At 64.4% G+C, this 19,872-nt stretch carries 22 protein-coding genes; 7 read left to right on the top strand and 15 right to left on the bottom strand.

Annotated elements, in window-relative coordinates; genetic code table 11:
• Window positions 1-5 precede the first annotated feature (5 nt).
• The 8 genes from IVA92_RS27025 to IVA92_RS26990 form a co-directional block, all read right to left on the bottom strand.
• Complete coding sequence (locus IVA92_RS27025; protein WP_247276222.1) at window positions 6-920, bottom strand: EamA family transporter; 915 nt, start codon at window positions 918-920, stop codon at window positions 6-8.
• 79 nt (window positions 921-999) lie between these two features.
• Window positions 1,000-1,815 (bottom strand): NUDIX hydrolase, encoded by an 816-nt coding sequence (locus IVA92_RS27020; RefSeq protein WP_247276221.1) that lies wholly within the window; start codon window positions 1,813-1,815, stop codon window positions 1,000-1,002.
• A gap of 4 nt (window positions 1,816-1,819) precedes the next feature.
• Window positions 1,820-2,773, bottom strand: a complete 954-nt coding sequence (locus IVA92_RS27015) for a dihydrodipicolinate synthase family protein (RefSeq protein WP_247276220.1) — start codon at window positions 2,771-2,773, stop codon at window positions 1,820-1,822.
• A 112-nt stretch (window positions 2,774-2,885) separates the two neighbouring features.
• Window positions 2,886-3,764, bottom strand: coding sequence for an SDR family oxidoreductase (locus IVA92_RS27010; protein ID WP_247276219.1), 879 nt, complete (start codon window positions 3,762-3,764; stop codon window positions 2,886-2,888).
• A gap of 155 nt (window positions 3,765-3,919) precedes the next feature.
• The gene (locus tag IVA92_RS27005) at window positions 3,920-4,780 is read right to left on the bottom strand and encodes a MaoC/PaaZ C-terminal domain-containing protein (RefSeq protein WP_247276218.1); all 861 of its coding nucleotides are present in this window, start codon (window positions 4,778-4,780) and stop codon (window positions 3,920-3,922) included.
• Window positions 4,781-5,032: 252 nt separating this feature from the next.
• Window positions 5,033-5,422: a Zn-ribbon domain-containing OB-fold protein gene (locus IVA92_RS27000; protein ID WP_247276217.1), complete on the bottom strand. Its 390-nt coding sequence runs from the start codon at window positions 5,420-5,422 to the stop codon at window positions 5,033-5,035.
• Window positions 5,422-6,579, bottom strand: a complete 1,158-nt coding sequence (locus IVA92_RS26995) for a thiolase domain-containing protein (protein WP_247276216.1) — start codon at window positions 6,577-6,579, stop codon at window positions 5,422-5,424. Before IVA92_RS26995 ends, IVA92_RS27000 begins: the two co-directional genes overlap by 1 nt.
• Before the next feature lie 296 nt (window positions 6,580-6,875).
• A complete protein-coding gene (locus IVA92_RS26990; RefSeq protein ID WP_247276215.1) occupies window positions 6,876-10,367 on the bottom strand; it encodes an indolepyruvate ferredoxin oxidoreductase family protein in 3,492 nt (1,163 codons plus the stop codon).
• A gap of 281 nt (window positions 10,368-10,648) precedes the next feature.
• Here IVA92_RS26990 and IVA92_RS26985 point away from each other — a divergent pair, with 281 nt between their 5' ends.
• Window positions 10,649-11,875, top strand: coding sequence for a c-type cytochrome (locus IVA92_RS26985; protein WP_247276214.1), 1,227 nt, complete (start codon window positions 10,649-10,651; stop codon window positions 11,873-11,875).
• A 145-nt stretch (window positions 11,876-12,020) separates the two neighbouring features.
• Here IVA92_RS26985 and IVA92_RS26980 read toward each other — a convergent pair whose 3' ends face one another.
• The gene (locus IVA92_RS26980) at window positions 12,021-12,665 is read right to left on the bottom strand and encodes a trimeric intracellular cation channel family protein (protein ID WP_247276213.1); all 645 of its coding nucleotides are present in this window, start codon (window positions 12,663-12,665) and stop codon (window positions 12,021-12,023) included.
• A gap of 157 nt (window positions 12,666-12,822) precedes the next feature.
• Here IVA92_RS26980 and IVA92_RS26975 point away from each other — a divergent pair, with 157 nt between their 5' ends.
• Window positions 12,823-13,212 carry a hypothetical protein gene (locus IVA92_RS26975; protein WP_247276212.1) on the top strand — a complete coding sequence of 130 codons (390 nt, stop codon included), beginning with the start codon at window positions 12,823-12,825 and terminating at the stop codon, window positions 13,210-13,212.
• Between the two features lie 185 nt (window positions 13,213-13,397).
• Here IVA92_RS26975 and IVA92_RS26970 read toward each other — a convergent pair whose 3' ends face one another.
• The 3 genes from IVA92_RS26970 to IVA92_RS26960 all read right to left on the bottom strand — a co-directional run bounded on the left by IVA92_RS26970 (window position 13,398) and on the right by IVA92_RS26960 (window position 15,007).
• Window positions 13,398-14,207, bottom strand: coding sequence for an isocitrate lyase/phosphoenolpyruvate mutase family protein (locus IVA92_RS26970; RefSeq protein WP_247276211.1), 810 nt, complete (start codon window positions 14,205-14,207; stop codon window positions 13,398-13,400).
• A gap of 112 nt (window positions 14,208-14,319) precedes the next feature.
• Window positions 14,320-14,670, bottom strand: a complete 351-nt coding sequence (locus IVA92_RS26965; protein ID WP_247276210.1) for an antibiotic biosynthesis monooxygenase — start codon at window positions 14,668-14,670, stop codon at window positions 14,320-14,322.
• A gap of 28 nt (window positions 14,671-14,698) precedes the next feature.
• A complete protein-coding gene (locus IVA92_RS26960) occupies window positions 14,699-15,007 on the bottom strand; it encodes an NIPSNAP family protein (protein ID WP_247276209.1) in 309 nt (102 codons plus the stop codon).
• A 256-nt stretch (window positions 15,008-15,263) separates the two neighbouring features.
• On the opposite strand from IVA92_RS26960, the gene IVA92_RS26955 reads away from it, so the two are divergent.
• From IVA92_RS26955 to IVA92_RS26945, 3 genes are all read left to right on the top strand, one after another.
• The gene (locus IVA92_RS26955) at window positions 15,264-15,962 is read left to right on the top strand and encodes a winged helix-turn-helix domain-containing protein (protein ID WP_247276208.1); all 699 of its coding nucleotides are present in this window, start codon (window positions 15,264-15,266) and stop codon (window positions 15,960-15,962) included.
• Between the two features lie 195 nt (window positions 15,963-16,157).
• Window positions 16,158-17,168 carry an alpha/beta hydrolase gene (locus tag IVA92_RS26950; protein ID WP_247276207.1) on the top strand — a complete coding sequence of 337 codons (1,011 nt, stop codon included), beginning with the start codon at window positions 16,158-16,160 and terminating at the stop codon, window positions 17,166-17,168.
• Window positions 17,169-17,357: 189 nt separating this feature from the next.
• Entirely contained in the window at window positions 17,358-17,609 is a 252-nt protein-coding gene (locus IVA92_RS26945; protein ID WP_247276206.1) for a hypothetical protein, read from the top strand.
• A gap of 138 nt (window positions 17,610-17,747) precedes the next feature.
• Here IVA92_RS26945 and IVA92_RS26940 read toward each other — a convergent pair whose 3' ends face one another.
• Together IVA92_RS26940 and IVA92_RS26935 are read right to left on the bottom strand one after the other, a co-directional pair.
• Window positions 17,748-18,032, bottom strand: a complete 285-nt coding sequence (locus tag IVA92_RS26940) for a twin-arginine translocation signal domain-containing protein (protein WP_247276205.1) — start codon at window positions 18,030-18,032, stop codon at window positions 17,748-17,750.
• Window positions 18,033-18,151: 119 nt separating this feature from the next.
• On the bottom strand, window positions 18,152-18,466 hold the full coding sequence (locus IVA92_RS26935) for a hypothetical protein (RefSeq protein ID WP_247276204.1): 315 nt from the start codon (window positions 18,464-18,466) through the stop codon (window positions 18,152-18,154).
• Between the two features lie 129 nt (window positions 18,467-18,595).
• On the opposite strand from IVA92_RS26935, the gene IVA92_RS26930 reads away from it, so the two are divergent.
• Window positions 18,596-19,249 carry a glutathione S-transferase family protein gene (locus tag IVA92_RS26930; RefSeq protein ID WP_247276203.1) on the top strand — a complete coding sequence of 218 codons (654 nt, stop codon included), beginning with the start codon at window positions 18,596-18,598 and terminating at the stop codon, window positions 19,247-19,249.
• A gap of 94 nt (window positions 19,250-19,343) precedes the next feature.
• Window positions 19,344-19,496, top strand: coding sequence for a hypothetical protein (locus IVA92_RS26925; protein WP_247276202.1), 153 nt, complete (start codon window positions 19,344-19,346; stop codon window positions 19,494-19,496).
• An 18-nt stretch (window positions 19,497-19,514) separates the two neighbouring features.
• On the opposite strand, the gene IVA92_RS26920 is transcribed toward IVA92_RS26925, so the two are convergent.
• A complete protein-coding gene (locus tag IVA92_RS26920) occupies window positions 19,515-19,862 on the bottom strand; it encodes a hypothetical protein (protein ID WP_247276201.1) in 348 nt (115 codons plus the stop codon).
• Between the last annotated feature and the right edge of the window lie 10 nt (window positions 19,863-19,872).

Below are 19,872 nucleotides of genomic sequence, written 5' to 3'. Positions count from 1 at the left end.
TCGGACTAAGAGCTCTTGACGCTTGCCGGCCGCCCGGCCGGGATCGTCATGGCGGCAACGCCGAGGACGACGCAGGCCAGACCGATCCAGGCGGTGTGGCTCAAGGTCTCGCCGAGGAACGCGACGCTGATGGCAACCCCGATCGGGACGCGCAGATAGGCCTGCGCCGTGGTCCCGACCGAGCCCAATGTCTGGATCAGGCGGAAGTAGATCGCGAAAGCCGCCGCAGTCGAGAACACGGCCAGCGCGAGCAGCGCCAATACGGAAGTCGGCGAAGGCGACAGCCTCCAGGGCTGTTCGATCGCGAGCGAGGCCGGAATCAGCACGGCTGCGCCCGCCAGCAGCGAGCCGGCGGCCGGCGCCATGGGGTCGAGCCCCTTAAAACTGCGGCCGAAGATCGCGGCGCAGGCATAGCAGATCGTCGCGGCGACGATCGCCGCCTCCGCCAGCAGGCCGCTGTCGATGTCATGGAAGGCATTGACGCCGACGATCAGCAGGATGCCGGCCATGCCGGCGATCACGCCAAACAGCTTTCGCGGCGTCGTCGGCTCGTGACGGGTGATCAGCGCCGTGAGCAGGAAGGTGAAGATCGGTCCGGCCGAATTGAGGATCGTAGCAAGCGCAGCATCGACATGGCGCTCGCCCCAGGCGATCAACGTCCAGGGGATGACGCTGTTGAGCACGGCCTGGAAGGCGAAGCGCTGCCAGGTCTCGCGGTCGGTCGGCATCCCGATGCCGCGCGCCCGCATGACGGCCAGCAGCAAGAGGCCTGCGATCGTGGTGCGCGCCGCGATCAGCGTGACCGGCGGAATGGTGGCAACGCCCAGCTTGATGAAAGTGTAGGAGCCGCCCCAGAGCGTTGCGAGCGCGACCAGCAACGCCAGCTCGACGGCGATGTTGGTACCCTGCCGGTTGTCCATGACTTGCGTCCCATCCATTCGCGATGGACAGAACCTAGCGTGTCCGCGGCCGCCGATACTTCGTTTGGCGTCGAAGTATCTAGCCGACCGCGCCGACCTCGAACACCTCGCCATCGTAGCCGGCCTCGCGGGGGATGCGGAGCTGGCGGCCGGTTTCGGTCTTGGTCATCACAGGCATGACCGTGACGATCGACATCCCGCGGGCGTGCTCCAGTGCAGCACTCACGCTGCCCTGCTTGGCAAGCCGGATCAGATTGCGGGTGGTCGGGAACGGCAGCTTGAAGCGGCCGCTCGCCCCGCCCTCCACCGCCTCGCGCGGCGAGACCCAGATGGAATCGGTGGACTCGCGACCATCATGGGCGCCGAGCTGATCGGGCGGCGCGGCCGCAAGGAAGAACCAGGTGTCGAACCGCTTCGGCATGCCCTCTGGCGTAATCCAGTGCGCATACGGCACGAGCGTGTCGAGCGCGAGCTGAAGACGGTTATCGGCAAGGATATCGAGGAAGCTGACCTTGTGCTCGTTGAGCGCGACGCGATGCGCATCGGCGATCTCGCCGGCACGCTTGGCATCGACCGGTGCGCCCGAATCCTTCGATCGCGCCAGGAGGATGCCGCTCTCTTCAAAAGTCTCGCGGATTGCCGCGATCCGAAAGCCGCGGTCCGCCTCGCTTAAGCCCTCGCCGCCCGAATAGAGGTCGGCGCGGACCACGATCTCCTTGTCGCCTGCATCGACGCTGCCGCCGGGAAATACCAGCGCGCCCGAGTTGAACTCGATCTGATGATGGCGGACCATCATGAAGACCTCGATCTCGCCGCGGTTCTTGCCGTCGACATCCACGCCGTCGCGCAGCAGGAGGATCGTCGAGGCAGGGCGTGATGCGGCGGCTTCAGGCATGCGGCTAACCTGCGGCGCTGGATTGCGGGCCGAGATTGGCGCGCTTGTCGATTCGGGCGACGCGCGACAGCAGGTATTCGACCTCCGCCTTCGCCGCCGGCGTGATTGTCGCGCCGGGCTTGCGCTGCGCGCTGGAGGCGATGATGCCGCGCTTCTGGAGCACGTATTTGCGCACGGCAAGGCCGGCGCCCGGCTGCTGCTCGTAGCGGATCAACGGCAGATGCGCGTCGAACAGATCATGCGCGGCATCGCGCTTGCCTTCCTTCGAGAGGCGCACGACATCGATCAGGAGCTCGGGGAAGGCATAGCCGGTCATAGCGCCGTCGGCGCCGCGCTCCATCTCGAAATCCAAAAAGAGCCCGCCATTGCCGCAGAGGATCGAGAGCGGACGGAGCGAGCCGTCCTTCTGGAAATTGCGCAGCGTCGAGATCTTTTCCAGCCCCGGCCAGTCCTCGTGCTTGAGCATCACGCAGTTCGCATTGTCCATAACGATCTTGCGGATCACGGCGGGGGTGAACACCACCGAGAGCGTCAGCGGATAATCCTGAAGCACCCAGGGCACGTCAGGCCCGATCGCCTCGGCAGCCTGCTTGAAATAGCCGACGATCTGGTCGTCGGTGCGGAGCGATGGTGGCGGTGCGATCATGACGCCGGCCGCGCCGGCGTCCATCGAGGCCTTTGCCAGCGAGCGCATGGTGGCAAAACCCGGCGCCGAGACGCCGACGATCACCTGCATCTTCTTGGCCCGCTTGACGAAGCGCACCGCCACCTGCTCGGCCTCGGCGGCATCGAGCTTCGGCGCCTCGCCGAGAATGCCCAGCACCGTCACGCCGTCACAGCCGACCTCCTCGTAGAAATCGGTCAGGCGGTCGATCGAGCGCTCGTCGATCCGGCCGTCGTCATGGAACGGCGTCGGCGCGATTGCGAAAGTGCCCTTGGCGTCGGCGGTGAGTTTCATGTTCGTCTCGTCTCTCTTTCTTTTGTCATTCCGGGATGGTCCGAAGGACCAGACCCGGAATCTCGAGGTTCCGGGTTCGATGCTTCGCATCGCCCCGGAACGACAACTCAGCCTAAAACCGCCGCGCCCCCATCTTGATCTGCTCATCGGAGAAGAAGATCTCCTTGGCATGATCAACGATGTCCTGGGCCTTCCAGCCCGAGTGCGGCGGTTTCCAGCCTTCCATCTCCATCATCCGCATCTCGCGCACGCCGCGGGGCCCGGACACACCCAGCACCTTGCCGGTCTGGCCGCCCGACAAGTCGCTGACCATGTATAGCACGGCCGGCGCGATGCCGTCCGGCCCCAGCGCCGCGCCGGGGTTCTCCTTATAGCGGGGCAGGTCTGCTGTCATGCGGGTCAGCGCGCCCGGCGCCAGCGTCCATATCCGGATGTTGTACTTGCGGCCCTCGATCGCCAGCACGTTGGACAGGCCCCAGATGCCGCCCTTGGCCGCACCGTAATTGGTCTGGCCGAAATTGCCGATCAGGCCCGAGGTCGAGGAGGTGTTGACGATGACGCCGCCGCCGTTTTCCCGCATCCAGCGAAACACCGGCAGGGTGCAACAGAAGGTGCCCTTCAGATGCACCTTGATGACCTTGTCCCAATCCGCCTCGGAGGCTTTTGCGAAAGTCTGGTCACGCAGGATACCGGCATTGTTCACCAGGATGTCTGCTCGGCCAAAGTGCTTGATGGCGTCGTCGAACACCGATTGGCCGCCCTCCATGGTGGAGATGTCGGCGCCGTTGGCGACGGCCTTGCCGCCCTCGGCCTTGATCGCGTCCACCACCTTCTGGGCCATCGAGGTGTCGGCGCCGGAGCCGTCGCGGGGCCCGCCAAGGTCGTTGACGACGACCGAGGCCCCTTCCCGCGCGAACAGCTTTGCATAGGCCTCACCGAGCCCCCCGCCCGCACCAGTGATCAGCGCAACCTTGCCGTCGAGTAGTCCCATGGTGGCGTCTCCCTGTTTTGTTTTCGTGTTCCGGACAAGATGCAGCGTGAACGCTGCATCGCAGAGCCGGGACCCAGTTCTTCGTCGAGCATTCCCTGCCCCGGCTCAGCAGCGCATCACTGAGTGCTGCGCTGCGCCCGGGGCACGAGACCGACCTAACCCAGCACCGTCTTGCCGTTCTTGATCACGGTGACCCCGCGCGACTTCACCTTGGCTTCAAACGAGATCACGTTGCCGTCCTTCCAGAGGTCCATGGTTACGGTCTCGCCGGGATAGACGGGCGAAGAGAACCGGGCAACGTGCTGGCGGAAGGCCGAGGCGTCGTAATCGGCATAGGTCTGGAGCACACCGCGACAGGTGATGCCGTAGGTGCACATGCCGTGCAGGATCGGGCGCGGGAAGCCGGCCTTCCTGGCGAACTCGGGATCCGAGTGCAGCGGGTTACGGTCACCGCAGAGGCGATAGACCAGCGCCTGGTCTGGGCGCGTGGTGATGTCGATGGTCTTGTCGGGTGCGCGCGATGGAATCTTGTGCGGATCCGGCTGCGTCAGGTTCGGCCCGCCGAAGCCCCCGTCGCCACGGGCGAAGCGCGAAGCGACCAGCGTTGCCAGTTTCTCGCCCTTCTCGTTCTTTAGCACCGTCTGGTGGCTGATCACGACGCCCTTGTCCTTGCCCTTGTCGTAGACCTCGAGCACGGAGGAATCGGCGGTGATGTTCGCGGCGACCGGCAGCGGCTGGTGGAAGGTGATGTCGCGCTCGCCGTCGACCACCATCACGCGGTTGAGGTTCATCTCGCCGGGACCCGAACCCCACGCTGCGACGGACGCAAACGTCGGCACTACCTTGAGCGGCCGCGGCGTCAGCGTGCCCTCGTTGACGAAGGCAAGCTCCTTCTCGTCCATGGGATCGGCGCCTAGGCCGATGCCATAGGCGTAGAGCATTACGTCGCGGTCGGTGTAGGCGTATCTCTGGCCGATGTTTTTCAGGCATTTGAGTTCTTCGTATCTGGCGGACATGTTGTTTGTCTTCCTCCCGAATGTCTTCGGCACCGCCAGTTGAAGTGCCCTCTCCCCTTGTGGGAGAGGGCAGCGAGGACGGTGCGGCAAACTCGTTTGGGTGAGGGGTTGCTTCCGCATCGAGCAATCTCTTCGCGGAGCGATACCCCTCATCCGGCGCCAAAGCCGAAGCTTCGCTTCGGCGTCTTTAAGGGCGGCCGCCGGAGGCGGCCTATGCCACCTTCTCCCGCAAGGGGAGAAGGAAGAAAGCAATCAGGCCGGCGTGAAGAACGGCAGCGGTGCGCCGTCGGTCGGCTTGAACACCACCTTCACCTTTTGACCGATCTTCAGCTTATCGAGATCGCAGTCGACGAAGTTGGTCTGCACCGACGGCCCCTCCTTCAGCGTGACGTAGCCGATCGCGTAAGGACCGCTCGGCGACTTCCGCATCAGGCTGTAAGTGTAGATCGTGCCCTCGCCCGAAGCCTCCTCCCACACCGTCTTGTCCGAATAGCAGAACGGGCAGATCGCGCGCGGGAAGTAATGCGCTTCGCCGCAGGCGGTACAGCGCTTGATCATGAACTTGCCGCGGCCAGCGGCGTCCCAGAACGCTGCGGTCTCGGGATTGGTCACCGGGGCCGGGTATTTTTTTGCTTCGCTCATCACACGCGCTCCAGAATGGCGGTCGAGGCGGCGTGGCGAACACCCAAAAGGCCGCCCGTGCCATGGGCGATGGCGAGATCGCAATTCTTGACCTGCACCTTCGGATGCGCCTCGCCGCGCAGCTGCCTGACGGCCTCGATGATCTTGGTCATGCCGCCGCGGTTGACGGGATGATTGCTGCACAAGCCGCCGCCGTCGGTGTTGAACGGCAGCTTGCCGACGCCCGAGATCAGATTGCCATCGGCGACGAACTTGCCGCCCTCGCCCTTCTTGCAGAATCCGAGATCTTCGAGCTGCATCAAGACGGTGATGGTGAAGCTGTCGTAGATCGAGGCGTATTTGATGTCCTTCGGCGTGATGCCGGCTTCCTCGAAGGCGCGCGGGCCGGACCAGATACCCGCGGAATAAGTGAGGTCGAGATCCTTGCCGCCGCGCGGGCCCTTCATGGCCTCGCCATGGCCGATCAGGCGCACCTGAGGCTTCTTCAGGCTCTTGGCAATCTCTGGCGTCGTCACAATCAGCGCGCCACCGCCGTCGGAGACGACGCAGCAATCCATGCGATGGAGGGGATCGGAGATCATCGGCGAGTTCAGGACGTCCTCGACGGTGACGACGTCCTTGAGCATCGCATGCGGATTGTATTGCGCATGATGCGAGGCCGCGACCTTGATCCAGGCGAGCTGCTCGCTCGTGGTGCCATAGTCGTGCATGTGGCGCATGGCACACATGCCATAGGCATTGTGCGTGGTCGCGCCGTAAGCGGATTCGAAATCAACCTCTGCGCCGGCCGCGCGCGGCGGCATCACGCCGGTGCGTGGCTTGCCGGCCAGCGTGATCAGCGCGATCGAGCACTTGCCTGCCGCGATCGCTTCGGCGGCGTGGCCGAGATGGATGATGTAGGAACAGCCGCCGGTCTCGGTCGAATCGATATGGCGGAGTTTTTTGGTGTTCAGGCCGAGATAATCGACCATCGGCCAAGCGCCGCCGGGCGCATCGCCCGCGCAGAAATAGCCGTCGACATCGTCTTTGGAGAGCCCGGCATCCTCGATCGCGCCCTTGGCGACCTCGGCGTGGAGCTGGGCGGTGGATTTGTCCGGCGCATGCCGGGTCGGGTGTTCAAAAATCCCGGCAATGTAGGCCTTGCCCTTGATGGTCAAACTTCAGGTCTCCGCTCGCGTTTTTTCTTGCTCCGTTTTTCTGAACCGCGGTGGCCTGCTTGGCAAGCGCGGAAATATTCCGCCCTGCGAGAGGGTAGCGGGTGGGCCCAAATGGGGTCCGCCTCTTGTGCTGGATTGCGTCGTCGCAAGAGCTCCTCGCCAATGATGCAGGCGACAGCAGAATCCTAAAGCTGCTTTGCCCGACCGCGCAAGCGATTTTCTTTTTTAACGAAAACAACCCCATGCACAGTAGAACGGGGTTGATTTCAAAGAGGAAAATCGCAGAGCTAGGAGACCTACTCCGCCGCGATCTGCCTTGGCGCGGGCGGCGGGTTGGCGAGGTCAGCGGCGAGCTGGGCGTAGCGGGCCTTGGCGTCGTTTACGGCCTTCTCCTTCACCGGGCCGTAGCCGCGAATGCGGTCGGGCAGCGACAGCAGCTCCACGGCGGTGTCGTGCGTGACCGGCGACAGCAGGCCGAGCACGGTTGAAACGTCCTTCTCGTAGCCGGCGATCAGGTCGCGCTCGAGCTTGCGGTCGGCGCTGCGGCCGAAAATGTCGAACGGCGTGCCGCGCAGGAATTTGAATTTGGCCAGCACGCGGAAAACGTTCAGCATCCACGGGCCGAAGGCGCGCTTCTTCGGACGGCCGAGCGCATCAACGCCGCGGCTGAGGATCGGCGGCGCCAGGTTGAAGTTGAACTTGAACTCGCCCTCGAACTGGTCGCGGAGCTGCTGCTCGAAGGCGCCGTCGGTGTAGAGGCGCGCGACTTCGTATTCGTCCTTGTAGGCCAACAGCTTGGCGTAGTTCACCGCGACCGCGCGCGGCAGCGCTTCGCCATAGCCACCGTTCACCGCAACCTCGCGGACCTGGTCGACCAGCTTGCGATAACGGTTTGCCAGGCGAGCATTCTGATAGGCGGTGAGGTGCTTGGCGCGATGCTCGATGACCTCGTCCAACGTCATCGCCTCCAGCGTCTTGGGTGCAACGACCTCGTCCGTCCCCTTCAGCATGTCGGCGAAGCGCTTGGGATCGGCGACCGCGAGGCGGCCGAGGCGGAAGGCCTCCTTGTTCATCTTGATCGAGACGCCGTTGACCTCGATAGCTTGCTCGATCGACGCCGCCGACAGCGGGAACAGCCCTTTTTGATAGGCATAGCCCATCATCATCATGTTGGTGGCGATAGCATCGCCGAGCAGCTGCTCGGCCGGCTTGGTGAAATCGAAGAACACGGAGTCCTTGTGCAGCGCCGTTTCCAGCACCGCGTTGAGCTTGCGGGTCTGGAAATTGAAGTCGCGGTTGAGGACGAAGTCGGCGGTCGGGATGACGTGGCTGTTGATAATGCCGCGGGTGCGGCTGGAGTCGCAGAGCGAGATCGTGTCCTTGGCAACCGCGACCACCTCGTCGGCTGCGAGCACAAGATCGGCCGTTCCAGTGACGATGCGCGAGCAGGTCACCTCGGCCGGATGATCGGACAGGCGGACGTGGCTGAGCACCGCCCCGCCCTTCTGCGCGAGACCCGACATGTCGAGGATCATCGAGGCCTTGCCCTCGATATGGGCGGCCATGCCGAGCAGCGCGCCTATGGTGAGCACACCGGTGCCGCCGACACCGCCGACCGCGATGTTGTACGGCTTGTCGAGGATCGGGCGTGAGGCCGGCTCCGGAAGCTCGCCGATCTCGCTGAGCTCCGCCGGCGCGCGATGGCGCGGCGCACCGCCGTCGATCGTGACGAAGGACGGACAGAAGCCCTTCAGGCAGGAATAGTCCTTGTTGCAGGAGGACTGGTTGATAGCCCGCTTGCGGCCGAACTCGGTCTCGAGCGGCTCGACCGAGATGCAGTTCGACTGCACCGAGCAGTCGCCGCAGCCTTCGCAGACCGCCGGGTTGATCATGACGCGGCGCGGCGGGTCTTCCATCAAGCCGCGCTTGCGGCGGCGACGCTTCTCGGCCGCGCAGGTCTGCACGAATACGATGGCAGACGTGCCCTTGTATTCGCGGCACATCTTCATGACATTGTCGAGCTCGTCGCGGTGATACTTCTTCACGCCGGGCGCGATGGTGCCGGCCGGGTAAGCATCGGGGTTTTCCGAGACCAGATAGAGCTCGCGGATGCCTTCGGCGTAAAGCTGCTGGGTGATCTGCTGCGGCGAGAGATCGCCGTCATGGCGCTGACCGCCGGTCATGGCAACGGCGTCGTTGTAGAGGATCTTGTAGGTAATGTTCGCCTTGGAGGCGATCGCCTGGCGGATGGCGAGAATGCCCGAATGGAAATAGGTGCCGTCACCGAGATTCGCGAAGATGTGATTCTCCTTGGTGAAAGGCGCGATGCCGACCCAGGGCACGCCCTCCCCGCCCATATGCGTAAACGTTTCGGTCGAGCGGTCCATCCACAGCGCCATGAAGTGACAGCCGATGCCGGCCATGGCGCGGCTGCCTTCGGGGACTTTCGTGGATGTATTGTGGGGGCAGCCTGAGCAGAAATACGGGGTACGGGAGATGGGCGCGACCGCCTGCATCTGCGTGGCCTGGCGGCCGTTGAACCAGTCGGCCTTGACGCGGAGCATCTCCGCAATTTCAGGGTTGAGATTAAGTCGAAGCAGCCGCTCGGTCAGCGAGGTCGCAAGCGAGGCGACGCTGAGCTCGGCGGCGAAGGTCAAAAAGCGCTTGTCGTGCTCGTCCATCTTGCCGACGATGCGTGGGCGGACGTCGTCACGCCAGTTGAACAGCTCCTGCTTGACCTGGTTCTCGACGATCTCGCGCCGTTCCTCGACGATGAAGATTTCTTCGAGCCCCACAGCGAACTGCCGTACGCCCTCCGGCTCCAGCGGCCATGGCATGCCGATCTTGTAAAGGCGAAGGCCGATCTTGGCGGCGACCTCCTCGGTGATCCCGAGCTCGCGCAGCGCTTGGCGGACGTCCTCATAGCTCTTGCCGGATGCCATGATGCCGAAGCGGGCGTTTGGCGAATCCATGGTGACGCGGTTGACCTTGTTGGCGCGCGCAAAGGCGATCGCCGCAAAGCCCTTGTAGTCCTGTAAGCGACGGTCCTGCTCGAAGCGGTCGTCGGGCCAGCGCAGATTGAGGCCGCCGGGCGGCAGCTCGAAATCGGAGGGGATGATAAAGGGCTTCATCTCGTCGGTGAGGTCGATCTCGGCCGTGGTCTCCACCGTCTCCGTGATCACCTTCATGCCGACCCAGCAGCCGGAGTAGCGCGACATCGCGATGCCGAGCAGGCCCATCTCGATCATCTCGTGGATGCTCGAGGGATAGAGATACGGCATCAGCGCCGAGATGAAGGCATGGTCGGACTGATGCGGGACGGTGGAGGATTTTGCGCCATGGTCGTCGCCGGCAAGGCAGAGCACGCCGCCGTTCTTGGCCGAGCCGGCGGCATTGCCGTGGCGGAAGACGTCACCGCAACGGTCGACGCCGGGGCCCTTGCCGTACCAGATGCCGACCACGCCATCATATTGGGCGCCGGGCGAGAGGTTGAGCTGCTGCGAGCCCCACACGGCGGTCGCCGCGAGATCCTCGTTCACGCCGGGCTGGAACTTGATGTTGTACTGTTCGAGATGCTTCCGCGCGGCGAAGAGCTGCTGGTCATAGCCGCCGAGCGGCGAGCCGCGATAGCCGGAGATGAAGCCCGCGGTGTTGAGGCCGTTGGCGCGGTCGCGCCGGATCTGGGCCATGGGCAGGCGCACCAGCGCCTGGATGCCCGTGGTGAAAACGTGTCCGGTTTGCTGGGTGTATTTCTGATCGAGACTGATCGGACCCTGGTTGATGCCCATGCTGTCCTCTTCCGCCCTTCTTGGCCTTTGGCCACTTAAGCCGTTGCCTGCCCGTCATTTTTAGCTAGGGCGCGCCGACCATCTCCGCCACTCTATGTCGGAAATTTCACGCTCCGCATCACAAATCTGGAGCAAAGGGAGCGCCGGGTAAAAATAGCAATTTCGTGGCCTGAAACACGCTGGGCGTTTTCAATTTGTGTCACCATACCCCCGCCGTCGCGAAATGACGTGAGGCCCCTATACTGCGGGACGACGTCGATTGGTCGCAGGAGAGGCTTTCGATGCGGACGATTCTGGCTGGCTCGGCTCTCGTGGGTTTGGCGTTGTGCAGTGCAGTTGAAGGCGCAGCCCGCGCCGCCGAGCCCTCGCCGGAGCTGATCGCCTACGGCAAGACGCTGGTCGAAGCCGGCAACTGCGCGGGCTGCCACACCGCCGATCCGGCAAAGCCGTTCGCCGGCGGAAAGCGCATCGATACGCCCTTCGGTGCGATCTACGCGCCAAACCTGACGCCAGACCGCGACGTCGGGATCGGCGCCTGGACCGATGCCGACTTCACGCGCGCCTTGCGCTATGGCCTCGCGCCTGACGGTTCGAACTACTACCCGGCGTTTCCCTATCCCTATTTCACGCGGATGACGAAGGACGACACGCTGGCGATCCGGGCCTATCTGGGAACGCTGGCGCCCGTCGCCAACCGCAACAAGCCGCCGGAGCTGCGCTGGCCGTTCGGTTATCGCGGGCTGATGCGGGTGTGGAACTATATGTACTTTAAGCCCGGCCTGTTCGAGCCGGACCAGAGCCAGAGCGCCGCGTGGAACAGAGGCGGCTATCTCGTCACCGGTCTCGGCCATTGCGGCGCCTGCCACACGCCGAAGAACTATTTTGGCGCGGACAAGCAAGCGCAGGCGCTGTCCGGCAACGAGGTCGGCGGTTGGTATGCCCCAAGGCTCGACGGCGCCGCGCGCACCGGGCTGAAGTCGTGGAGCGCCGACGATATCACCGAATATCTGCAAAGCGGCCGCAACGCCAAAAGCCATGCCGGCGGGCCGATGGCGGAGGTGATCGTCAACTCGACCTCGAAGATGAGCGATGCCGACGTGCGTGCGATCGCGGTCTACCTGAAGAGCCTGCCGCCGGCGCGGCGCGAGACCATCGTGACGCCGGCTGACGTTGCCGAGATGAAGGCCGGCCAGGCGGTCTACGCAAAGCTCTGTGTCGCCTGCCACGAGGCCGACGGCACAGGCAGCCCACGGATCTATCCGCCGCTGCCCGGCAACGCCCTGCTGCAATCGGTCAATCCGTCCTCCACCTTGCGCATCATCCTCGATGGCGCCCACACCGTGACGACGGCGCGCGCGCCCAACACCGCCGAGATGCCGGCCTATGCCAAGCAATTGTCCGACGACGAGATCGCGGCAGTGACGAACTACATCCGCAATTCCTGGGGCAATGCGGGCCCAATGGTGACGCCGGCGCAGGTGGCAAAGGCGAGGAAGGAAGAGCCGTAAATCCGCGCCGTCGCCTTCTCTCGGTCATTGGCGAGCAATCCAAAGTCTTTCGCGGAGGGATTCTGGATTTGCTTCGCGGAGCCTGTCATCGGGCCGCGCTTCGCGCGTCGGCCTCTCGCAAGCGGAGCGAGGCGAAGAAAGCGCGCTATTTCTTTTCATCCCCGGTGAACACGAATTTCGGCATCTCCCATCTGTAGCGGACCGCGAGCAGACGGAAGCTGAGGCCGAGCACGAAGGTCAGGATCGTCCAGAGCTCGGCATTGAGATTGAGAGCGAAGGCGGTGGCGTAGAACAGCCCGGTCACGACCGAGACGCTGGCGTAGAGTTCGGATCGGAACAGGAGCGGCACGTCGTTGCAGAGCACGTCGCGCAGCACGCCGCCGGCGCAGCCTGTCACCATGCCCGAGACGATCACGATCGGCAGCGAGGCATCCATCTGCCAGCCGACATTGCAGCCGATCATGGTGAAGACGACGAGGCCGATGGCATCGAGAACGATGAAAGCGAGGTGCAGCCGATGCACCAGCCGCGCGATCAGGATCGTCAGCAGCGCTGCCCCGCCCGGCAGCGCGAGGTAGATCGGGTTGGCGACCCACACCAGCGGATAGTGACCGAGAAACAGGTCGCGCAGTGTGCCACCGCCAAGCGCGGTCACGCAGGCGAGAAGACAAACGCCGACATAGTCCATGCTCCCTCGACCGGCGGCCAGCGCGGCCGTCATGCCCTCCGCCGTCAAGGCGACCAACGCCAGAAGATGCAGGACGCCGTCCGTCGGCGGCAGGCTCCACATGGATTTGTTCTCCCTCTGTGGAACCTGGTCCACGGTTCCCGTAGACAAGGTCCTGATTCCCGCGGCGGGAGCAACATGCGACGAAAGCATAAAGCGCCGGGAACGGAATCTCGCATCCACGGGTTGTCCCGCGGCAATAACCCGAGGAGACCAATCGATGGCTGACGACCGTTTTCCCAACGATCCGTACCGCCCGAACCTCGCCGACGATGAGTATCTTCGCGCGGCGCGCCGGGATGCCGACCTTCAGGCCGATCCCGAGCTTGGCGAAGGCCCCGCCTCCAGCGGCAAGGTTGCGCTGTTCGCCGTTGCGATTGCGCTGGTGCTGGGTGCCGTGTTCTACGGCCTGAACAATACCAGCACGACCAACCAGGCCAGCAACGCGCCGACGTCGCAGACCGCGCAGACGCAGCCGACCAATCCGACCGCGCCTCCCGGCATGCGCGACGTGACGCCGCGCAACAACACCGGGCCGGGCGTGACCACGGGTGCAGCACCGAGCAAGCCGGCGCCCGATACGCAGACGCCGTCTGACGGCGCGAAGTAAAAGTAACACGATAGCTCGCCCGCTGACCTGGCGGGACCCAGCACTCCGAGACCGTCGTGGCCAAATCAAAAGCCGCGGCGTACTGGATGCCCGGCCCGTGCGCAATTGCGCACTAGGCGGGGCAGGACACCGAGAGGCTACGAGAGCGGCGGGACCCAAAAAGGTCCCGCCGCTTTTCCTTTGGGTCAGCTGAACATCTTGTTGAGCTCGCCGCCGGAATAGCCATTGCCGAGCTCGGTGAAGGTCCCCTGCTCCGCCATTTCCTTGGCCGCGCGCATGAAACCGCCCCAGGCGGCGCGGGCGAGCGATCCGCCGACGCTGATGCGACGCACGCCGAGATCGGCCGCCTGCTGCAACGACAGGCCGGAGCCGCCGACCAGGAGATTGAACGGTTTTGGATGCACCGCCTTCACCACCGCCGCAATGTCCTCGCGGCTCTTCAGGCCCGGCGCATAAAGGCAATCAGCGCCGGCGTCCGCGTAGGCGGTGAGCCGGTCGATGACGAGCTTGAGATCGGTCGCGCCCCAAAGATAAGCCTCGCAGCGGCCGACCAGCAGCGTGCCGCTGTCGCCGATCGCCTTGCGCGAGGCCTTGATCCGCTCGACCGCGAGCGCGCGGTCGTAGAGCGGCTTGGCCTTGTCACCGGTGGAATCCTCGATCGACAGGCCGGCAACGCCGGTGCGGACACAGCGCTCGACATTGTCAGCGACCTTGTCCGGCTCGACGGCAAAGCCGCCCTCGAAATCCGCATTCACGGGAATGTCGACGGCGGAGCTCAATGCTGCCAGATGCTGACAGACCTCCTCGACGCTGACGTGATTATCGGCCTTGCCGATGGTCCAGGCAAAGCCCGCGCTCGATGACGCAATCGCCTTGAAACCGAGATGCTGCAACGCCTTGGCGCTGCCGACGTCAACCGGATTGGGCAGGATGAAGCAGCCGCTCTCGTGCATCTTCCTGAACGTCGCGCGCTTGTCAGCGGTTGTCACGTGCATGTTTCTCTCCCTTATTGGCCGCGAAGACATAGGCGCGCATTCAGGGCAGCGCTAGTGCGCGCCCGGCAGCACTAGTGCGCGCCCGGCAGCGCAAGTGCGCGCCCGGGCAGCGCTAGTGTGCATCGTGCACGGCGCGGCTGTCCTTCGGCGCCTGCTCGCGATCATTCATGCCGTAGTCACGGATGACGCTGGCGATGCGCAAATGATAATCGGCGAAGATCTTCGCCCTGCCTGTGGCCTGGGTACGGCGATGCTCCATCGTGTTGCGCCAGGCTTGCACGGCCGCCTCATCCCGCCAGAACGATACCGACAGGATCTTGCCCTTCTCGGTCAGGCTCTCGAAGCGCTCGACCGAGATGAAGCCGTCGATGGTTTGCAGGATGGGCTTCAGATCGGCCGCGAGGTCGAAATAGTCCTGGCGGTGTTCCGGCTTCGGCCAGACTTCGAAGATCACGGCGATCATGGGCGTCTCCTGCTAACGATGTCGTGGCCTACAATACCACCTTGCGCAGGAAGGTGCGCTCTTCCGCGAGGATGAACTTGTTCTCCTCGGCGAAATGGAAGTTCGCCATGCCTTCGGCGTCCTGCCGCAGCCGCGCCCGATAGGCTTCATAGGCGGCCAGACTCTCGAAGGTGATCAGCGCGAAGGCGATGTTGTTGGTGCCCTCATGCGGCATGAAGTAGCCGATCAGGTCGCCGCCGCATTTCGGGATGATGGTGAGCCAGCGTTTCGAATATTCCTCGAATTGGGCGCGCTTGAATGGATCAAGCTGGTAGCGGATGAAGACGGTGATGGACATGATGGGCTCCTGTGTTTCCGTCGTCGTTGCGAGCGCAGCGATCACCAAAGTCAGCCCCTCACCCTGAGGAGCCGCGTGCGCGGCGTCTCGAAGGGCGAGGCCACCATCCGGGCCTTCCTCCTTCGAGACGCGCGCAAAGGCGCGCTCCTCAGGATGAGGGTTAAGTAGTGAGGATCGCTTCGCCGTCGTTCGCAATGACGATTTGGTGAAAACCTACCTCCTTGCCGGACGTTGATGCTTCGGCTACCATCGAAGCATGAAATCAGGTCCTGACATCGCCATGGTCGCCTCCCTGGTCGGCGATCCCGCGCGCGCCAACATGCTCACCGCGCTGATGAACGGCCGTGCGCTGACCGCGAGCGAATTGGCACAGGAGGCCGGCATCACGCCGCAGACTGCGAGCTCGCACCTGTCGAAGCTCGAGGCCGGCGGCCTCGTCGAGCCGGAGAAGCAGGGCCGGCATCGCTACTACCGCCTCACCGATGACGACGTCGCCGGCGTGCTCGAGGGCCTGGCGGGGCTTGCCGCGCGGACCGGCCACATGCGCGTGCGCACCGGGCCGAAGGATCCGGCGTTGCGGCGCGCGCGGATCTGCTACGACCATCTCGCCGGCGATCTCGGCGTGCAGATGCTCGACACCATGCGCGCGCGGCAGCTGGTCAGGCAGAAGAAGCAGGAGATCGAGCTGACGGCGGAGGGCGAGCGCTTCCTCGCCAAGCATTTGCAGATCTCGCCCGACATGCTGACCCATCCGCGCCGCCCGGTGTGCAAGGCCTGTCTCGACTGGAGCGAGCGGCGGCATCATCTCGCCGGCACACTGGGGGCGGCCATGATGCAGCGCTTCGCCGAACTCAAATGGGCCGCACGCGACGCCACGCCCGGAAGCCGCGTTGTGAATTTCACCCGCACCGGCGAGAAACAGTTCGCTGCGCTGTTCGGGAATGGCAAGGACTGATCACGAAGCTGCGTGACGGCACACAATGCCGTGTGAACTCCCATTGTTGTCATGGCCGGGCTTGACCCGGCCATCCATCACTTTATGCGCACTGTCGTCCCGGGGCGATGCGGTGCAGCGAACTCGGAACCTCGAGATTCCGGGGTCGCGTCGTCGACGCGCCCCGGAATGACGGCTCCAAACACGAGACCCCCAATGAACCGCTTCCTCCGGGCCGCGCTCTGCGCCGCCCTCCTCGCATTCCCGCTCACATCCGCCCGCGCCGCCGACACCGCGCCGCGCGAGCCCTATGGCGCCGCGCTCGAAGGCTTTGCCTATCCCTATCCCGTGCACCTCTTGCCGCTCGTCAATGACGGCGAGCAGCTCAGCATGGCCTATATGGACGTGTCTGCCGCGGAGCCGAACGGCCGCACCGTGGTGCTGCTGCACGGGCGTAATTTCCCGTCAAGCTACTGGGCCCCCGTGATCAAGATGCTGAGCGAGGCGGGTTATCGCGTGGTCGTGCCGGACCAGGTCGGCTTCGGCAAATCCTCCAAGCCGCAGGGTGAACTCCATTTCGACACGCTGGCGCGCAACACGATTGCGCTGCTCGATCATCTCAAGATCGACAGGGCCGAGATCGTCGCTCATTCGCTCGGCGGCATGCTCGGTGTGCGCCTCGCCCGCGCCTATCCCGACCGCATCGCCCATCTGGTGCTGACCGCGCCGATCGGACTGGAGGACTACCGCCTCTACGTGCCGCCGACGCCGACCGAGAAGATGATCCAGACCGAGGACAAGCTCACGGCGGACGGCTATCGCAAGCAGCTCCAGACCAACTATTCGATCAAGCTGCCGCCGGAGGCGATCACCCCGTTCATCGATGCCCGTTTCAACATCAAGGGCAGCCCCGATTATCCGCGCTGGCTGCGCGCCTTCGTCAGCTCCGGCCAGATGATCTATCGCGAGCCGGTGGCACACGAGATCCCGCTCATCACACTGCCCACGCTGTTTGTGATGGGCGCCGACGATCACAACGCGCCGGGACGAGTGAGCGCGCCGGAGGCGCTGCGCGCCAAGATGGGGCAGAATGCCGAACTCGCGAAAGCGTTCGCCGCAAAGATGCCGAATGCGCGGGCCGAGGTGATCCCGGACACCGGCCATCTCGTCTTCCTGGAGGCGCTGGAGAAGTATCGGGAGCTGGTGCTGGAGTTTCTTGGCCGCTAGTGCCGTCGCCATCGCGTGAAGCGGCATGCGGAGCAATGTTCATGCCGCATTCAGGTCATGATTGGCAGGCTTGGATCGCGATGTGTCGGCACGTCCCCGATTTAACGTGTCGAATCGTGTCTGTTGATTCATTGTTCGCCGCAAGCGCCATCCCCTAAGCCTCTCCCGAAGGACCAGAAGGAAGATCAAATGAAATACCTGTTCGCCGCCGTCATGCTCGCCAGCGCGGTCGTCGGTTTCAGCGAAGCGGCCAGCGCCGCCGGCGGCTGCGGCCCCGGCTGGTATCGTGGCCCCTATGGCGGCTGCCGTCCGATGCGCGGGGCAGTCGTTGTGCGCCCCGCGCCCGTAGTGGTCGCCCCGGCGCCGGTCGTCGTGGTGCCCCGCGCACGCGCGTGCCCCTATGGCTTCCGCTGGTACGCCGGCCGCTGCCGTCCGTTCTGATCCTTTCGCATTGCAAAATGGCCGCGCGGGACCGCCTGCGCGGCCAATTTCGTTTTGGCGCTAGTCGACGGTGTCCCTTGAGCGCGAGACGGGGACCGCCAGCGGCGATCCCCGGTCCAATTCGCGGTTGCCGCGGGCTTACCAGTAACGGCGGCGGTGCCAGCGCCGGCGACGCCAGCCCCAATGGCGGTGGCGCCAGCCCCAATGCCGGCCGCGCCCACGCCAGTGCACCTGCTCAGGTTTCGCCTGCCCGGCTTCTTCGCTGGTAGTGACTGCGGGATGAGCGTCTGAGTGACCTTGCGGCATGCGGGTGGGATCAGCGAGTGGCTGCGGTGACAGCGGCGCGGCCTGCACGGTCGCAGCGAAGGCGGCGGCTCCCGCCGTCACCCCCAGTGCAAGTTTCAAAAAATTTCGGCGCTCCATGACTTCTTCCTCTTGGATCATCGTGCCCGTGATGCCGAGTAAGTCTCGCGGTGACGACATGAACCGAAGCTGAATCATGCGTTCAGTTTCGATGAGAAGCGGACGGTATCGCCTGTCGCCTACGTCGCGAACTCCTGCGCCAGCACCAGCGTCTCGCGCGTGCGCCTCACTTCGGGCCAGTCGCGGTTGAAGTCGGCCGTCAGGCGCTTCAGCGCATCACCTTTCAGCATCGCCGCGAGCTTCGCCTCGTCATCGAACTGATACATGGCCTGATGCAGCGAGGGATCGTCCAGGCTCCAGAACCGCCAGGCCTTGGCTACGCCGAACGCCCTCACCGCATCGGGCAGATGTTCCGTCTCGTACCATCTGTCGAAGGCGGCGCGCTTGCTCGCGTCGGTGAGGGTGGCGCGGACGACGAAGAACGCTGATGGCATCGGGTTTCCTCCCATTGTTTGAGCGAAGACTAGCCGCTTCACTCGCCGGCGACAAAAACAGTTGTCACCGGTGTCGGAATGCGTGCCCTTTGCTCGTCCTTGGTCTGAGCCAAGATACGGAGAGACGACATGGCCGACCTCACGCTGACCACCTTCGACTGGGTTCCCGAGATGCCCAGGGGTTTCGTGCGCGACCTCCGTGTGCGCTGGGCGCTCGAAGAAGCCGCTTTGCCCTATCGCGTCGCGAGCGTGCCGTTCGAGGACCGCGGCGCCGCACATCTCGCGCACCAGCCCTTCGGCCAGGTGCCGTGGCTGACCGATGGCGACCTCTCGATCTTCGAGAGCGGCGCGATCCTGCTGCATCTCGGCGAGCGCAGCGACAAGCTGATGCCATCGGATCCGCGCCGCCGCAGCCAGGCGACGAAATGGGTGTTCGCCGCGCTCAATTCGGTGGAGATGGCGAGCCTGCCCTGGGCGATGCTGAACTTCATGGGCAATGCGGACGGCACGCCGGGATGGAAATTCCTAGACGGGTTCCTTACGGTTCGTCTCAAGCATCTCGAACCGGTGCTGGCCCGCCGCGAATGGTTGGCGGGGTCCTTCTCCGTCGCCGACATCCTGATGTCGGACGTGCTGCGCCCCGTCGACCGTTTCGAGGGACTTGCGAACCACCCGGCCTGTCGCGCTTACCTCGCCCGGGCCACGGCCCGCCCGGCCTTCCTCAAAGCCCGCGCGGACCAAATGGCGCATTTCGCCGCGGGGGATGCGGCCCGCCGAGCGTGACCTGCCGCACATCATTAACCCGGTGGTAAGCGTACGCTCATAGCCATCGGAACGAAGCAATTTGCCTCAAATTATTCGAGGCGAAAGGTGACCCATGGCCCGTATCGCGTATCTCAAAGAACAGATTGCCCGCGCCGAGCGCTTGGCAAAGGCGATCCTCGACCAGCAAACCGCGGAACGCCTTCAGGCCTTCGCAGCCGAATGCCGCGCGGAGTTGCAGGTGCTGACGCTCAGGACTGCGGCGTAGGGCGTGCGACGCGTCGCGTCACACCAGCTTCAGCGGCGTATCGGCAACGACGCGAAGATCGATGCTTCCGATCAGCGCCGAACGACGCGCCTCCGCAGCACTGATGGCCTCGTCCGTCTGCCGCAACGTGCTGACGTTCGAGCCGAGCGAGACGATCCCACCCAACACCAGAGCGATCGATCCGAGCGCGGCGGTCTGGCCTAATCCCAACAGACCGAGGATCGTGACGAGCAGCAGCGCGGTCCCGCCGCCGATGGCGATCTTGGACGCCAGAATGTATTTCCGGCACCGCTCGGCAATCTCGGCGAGCGCTTCGATCCGCGCCTCGATATCGGAGATCTCATCGATCGGATCGTCTTCGGTCATGCGAATTCAG

This window comes from Bradyrhizobium sp. 154 (genome assembly GCF_023073875.1).
Taxonomy (GTDB): Bacteria; Pseudomonadota; Alphaproteobacteria; order Rhizobiales; family Xanthobacteraceae; genus Bradyrhizobium.
The sequence above is the reverse complement of the archived record's forward strand: the minus strand, read 5'-3'. Positions and strand labels throughout refer to the sequence as shown.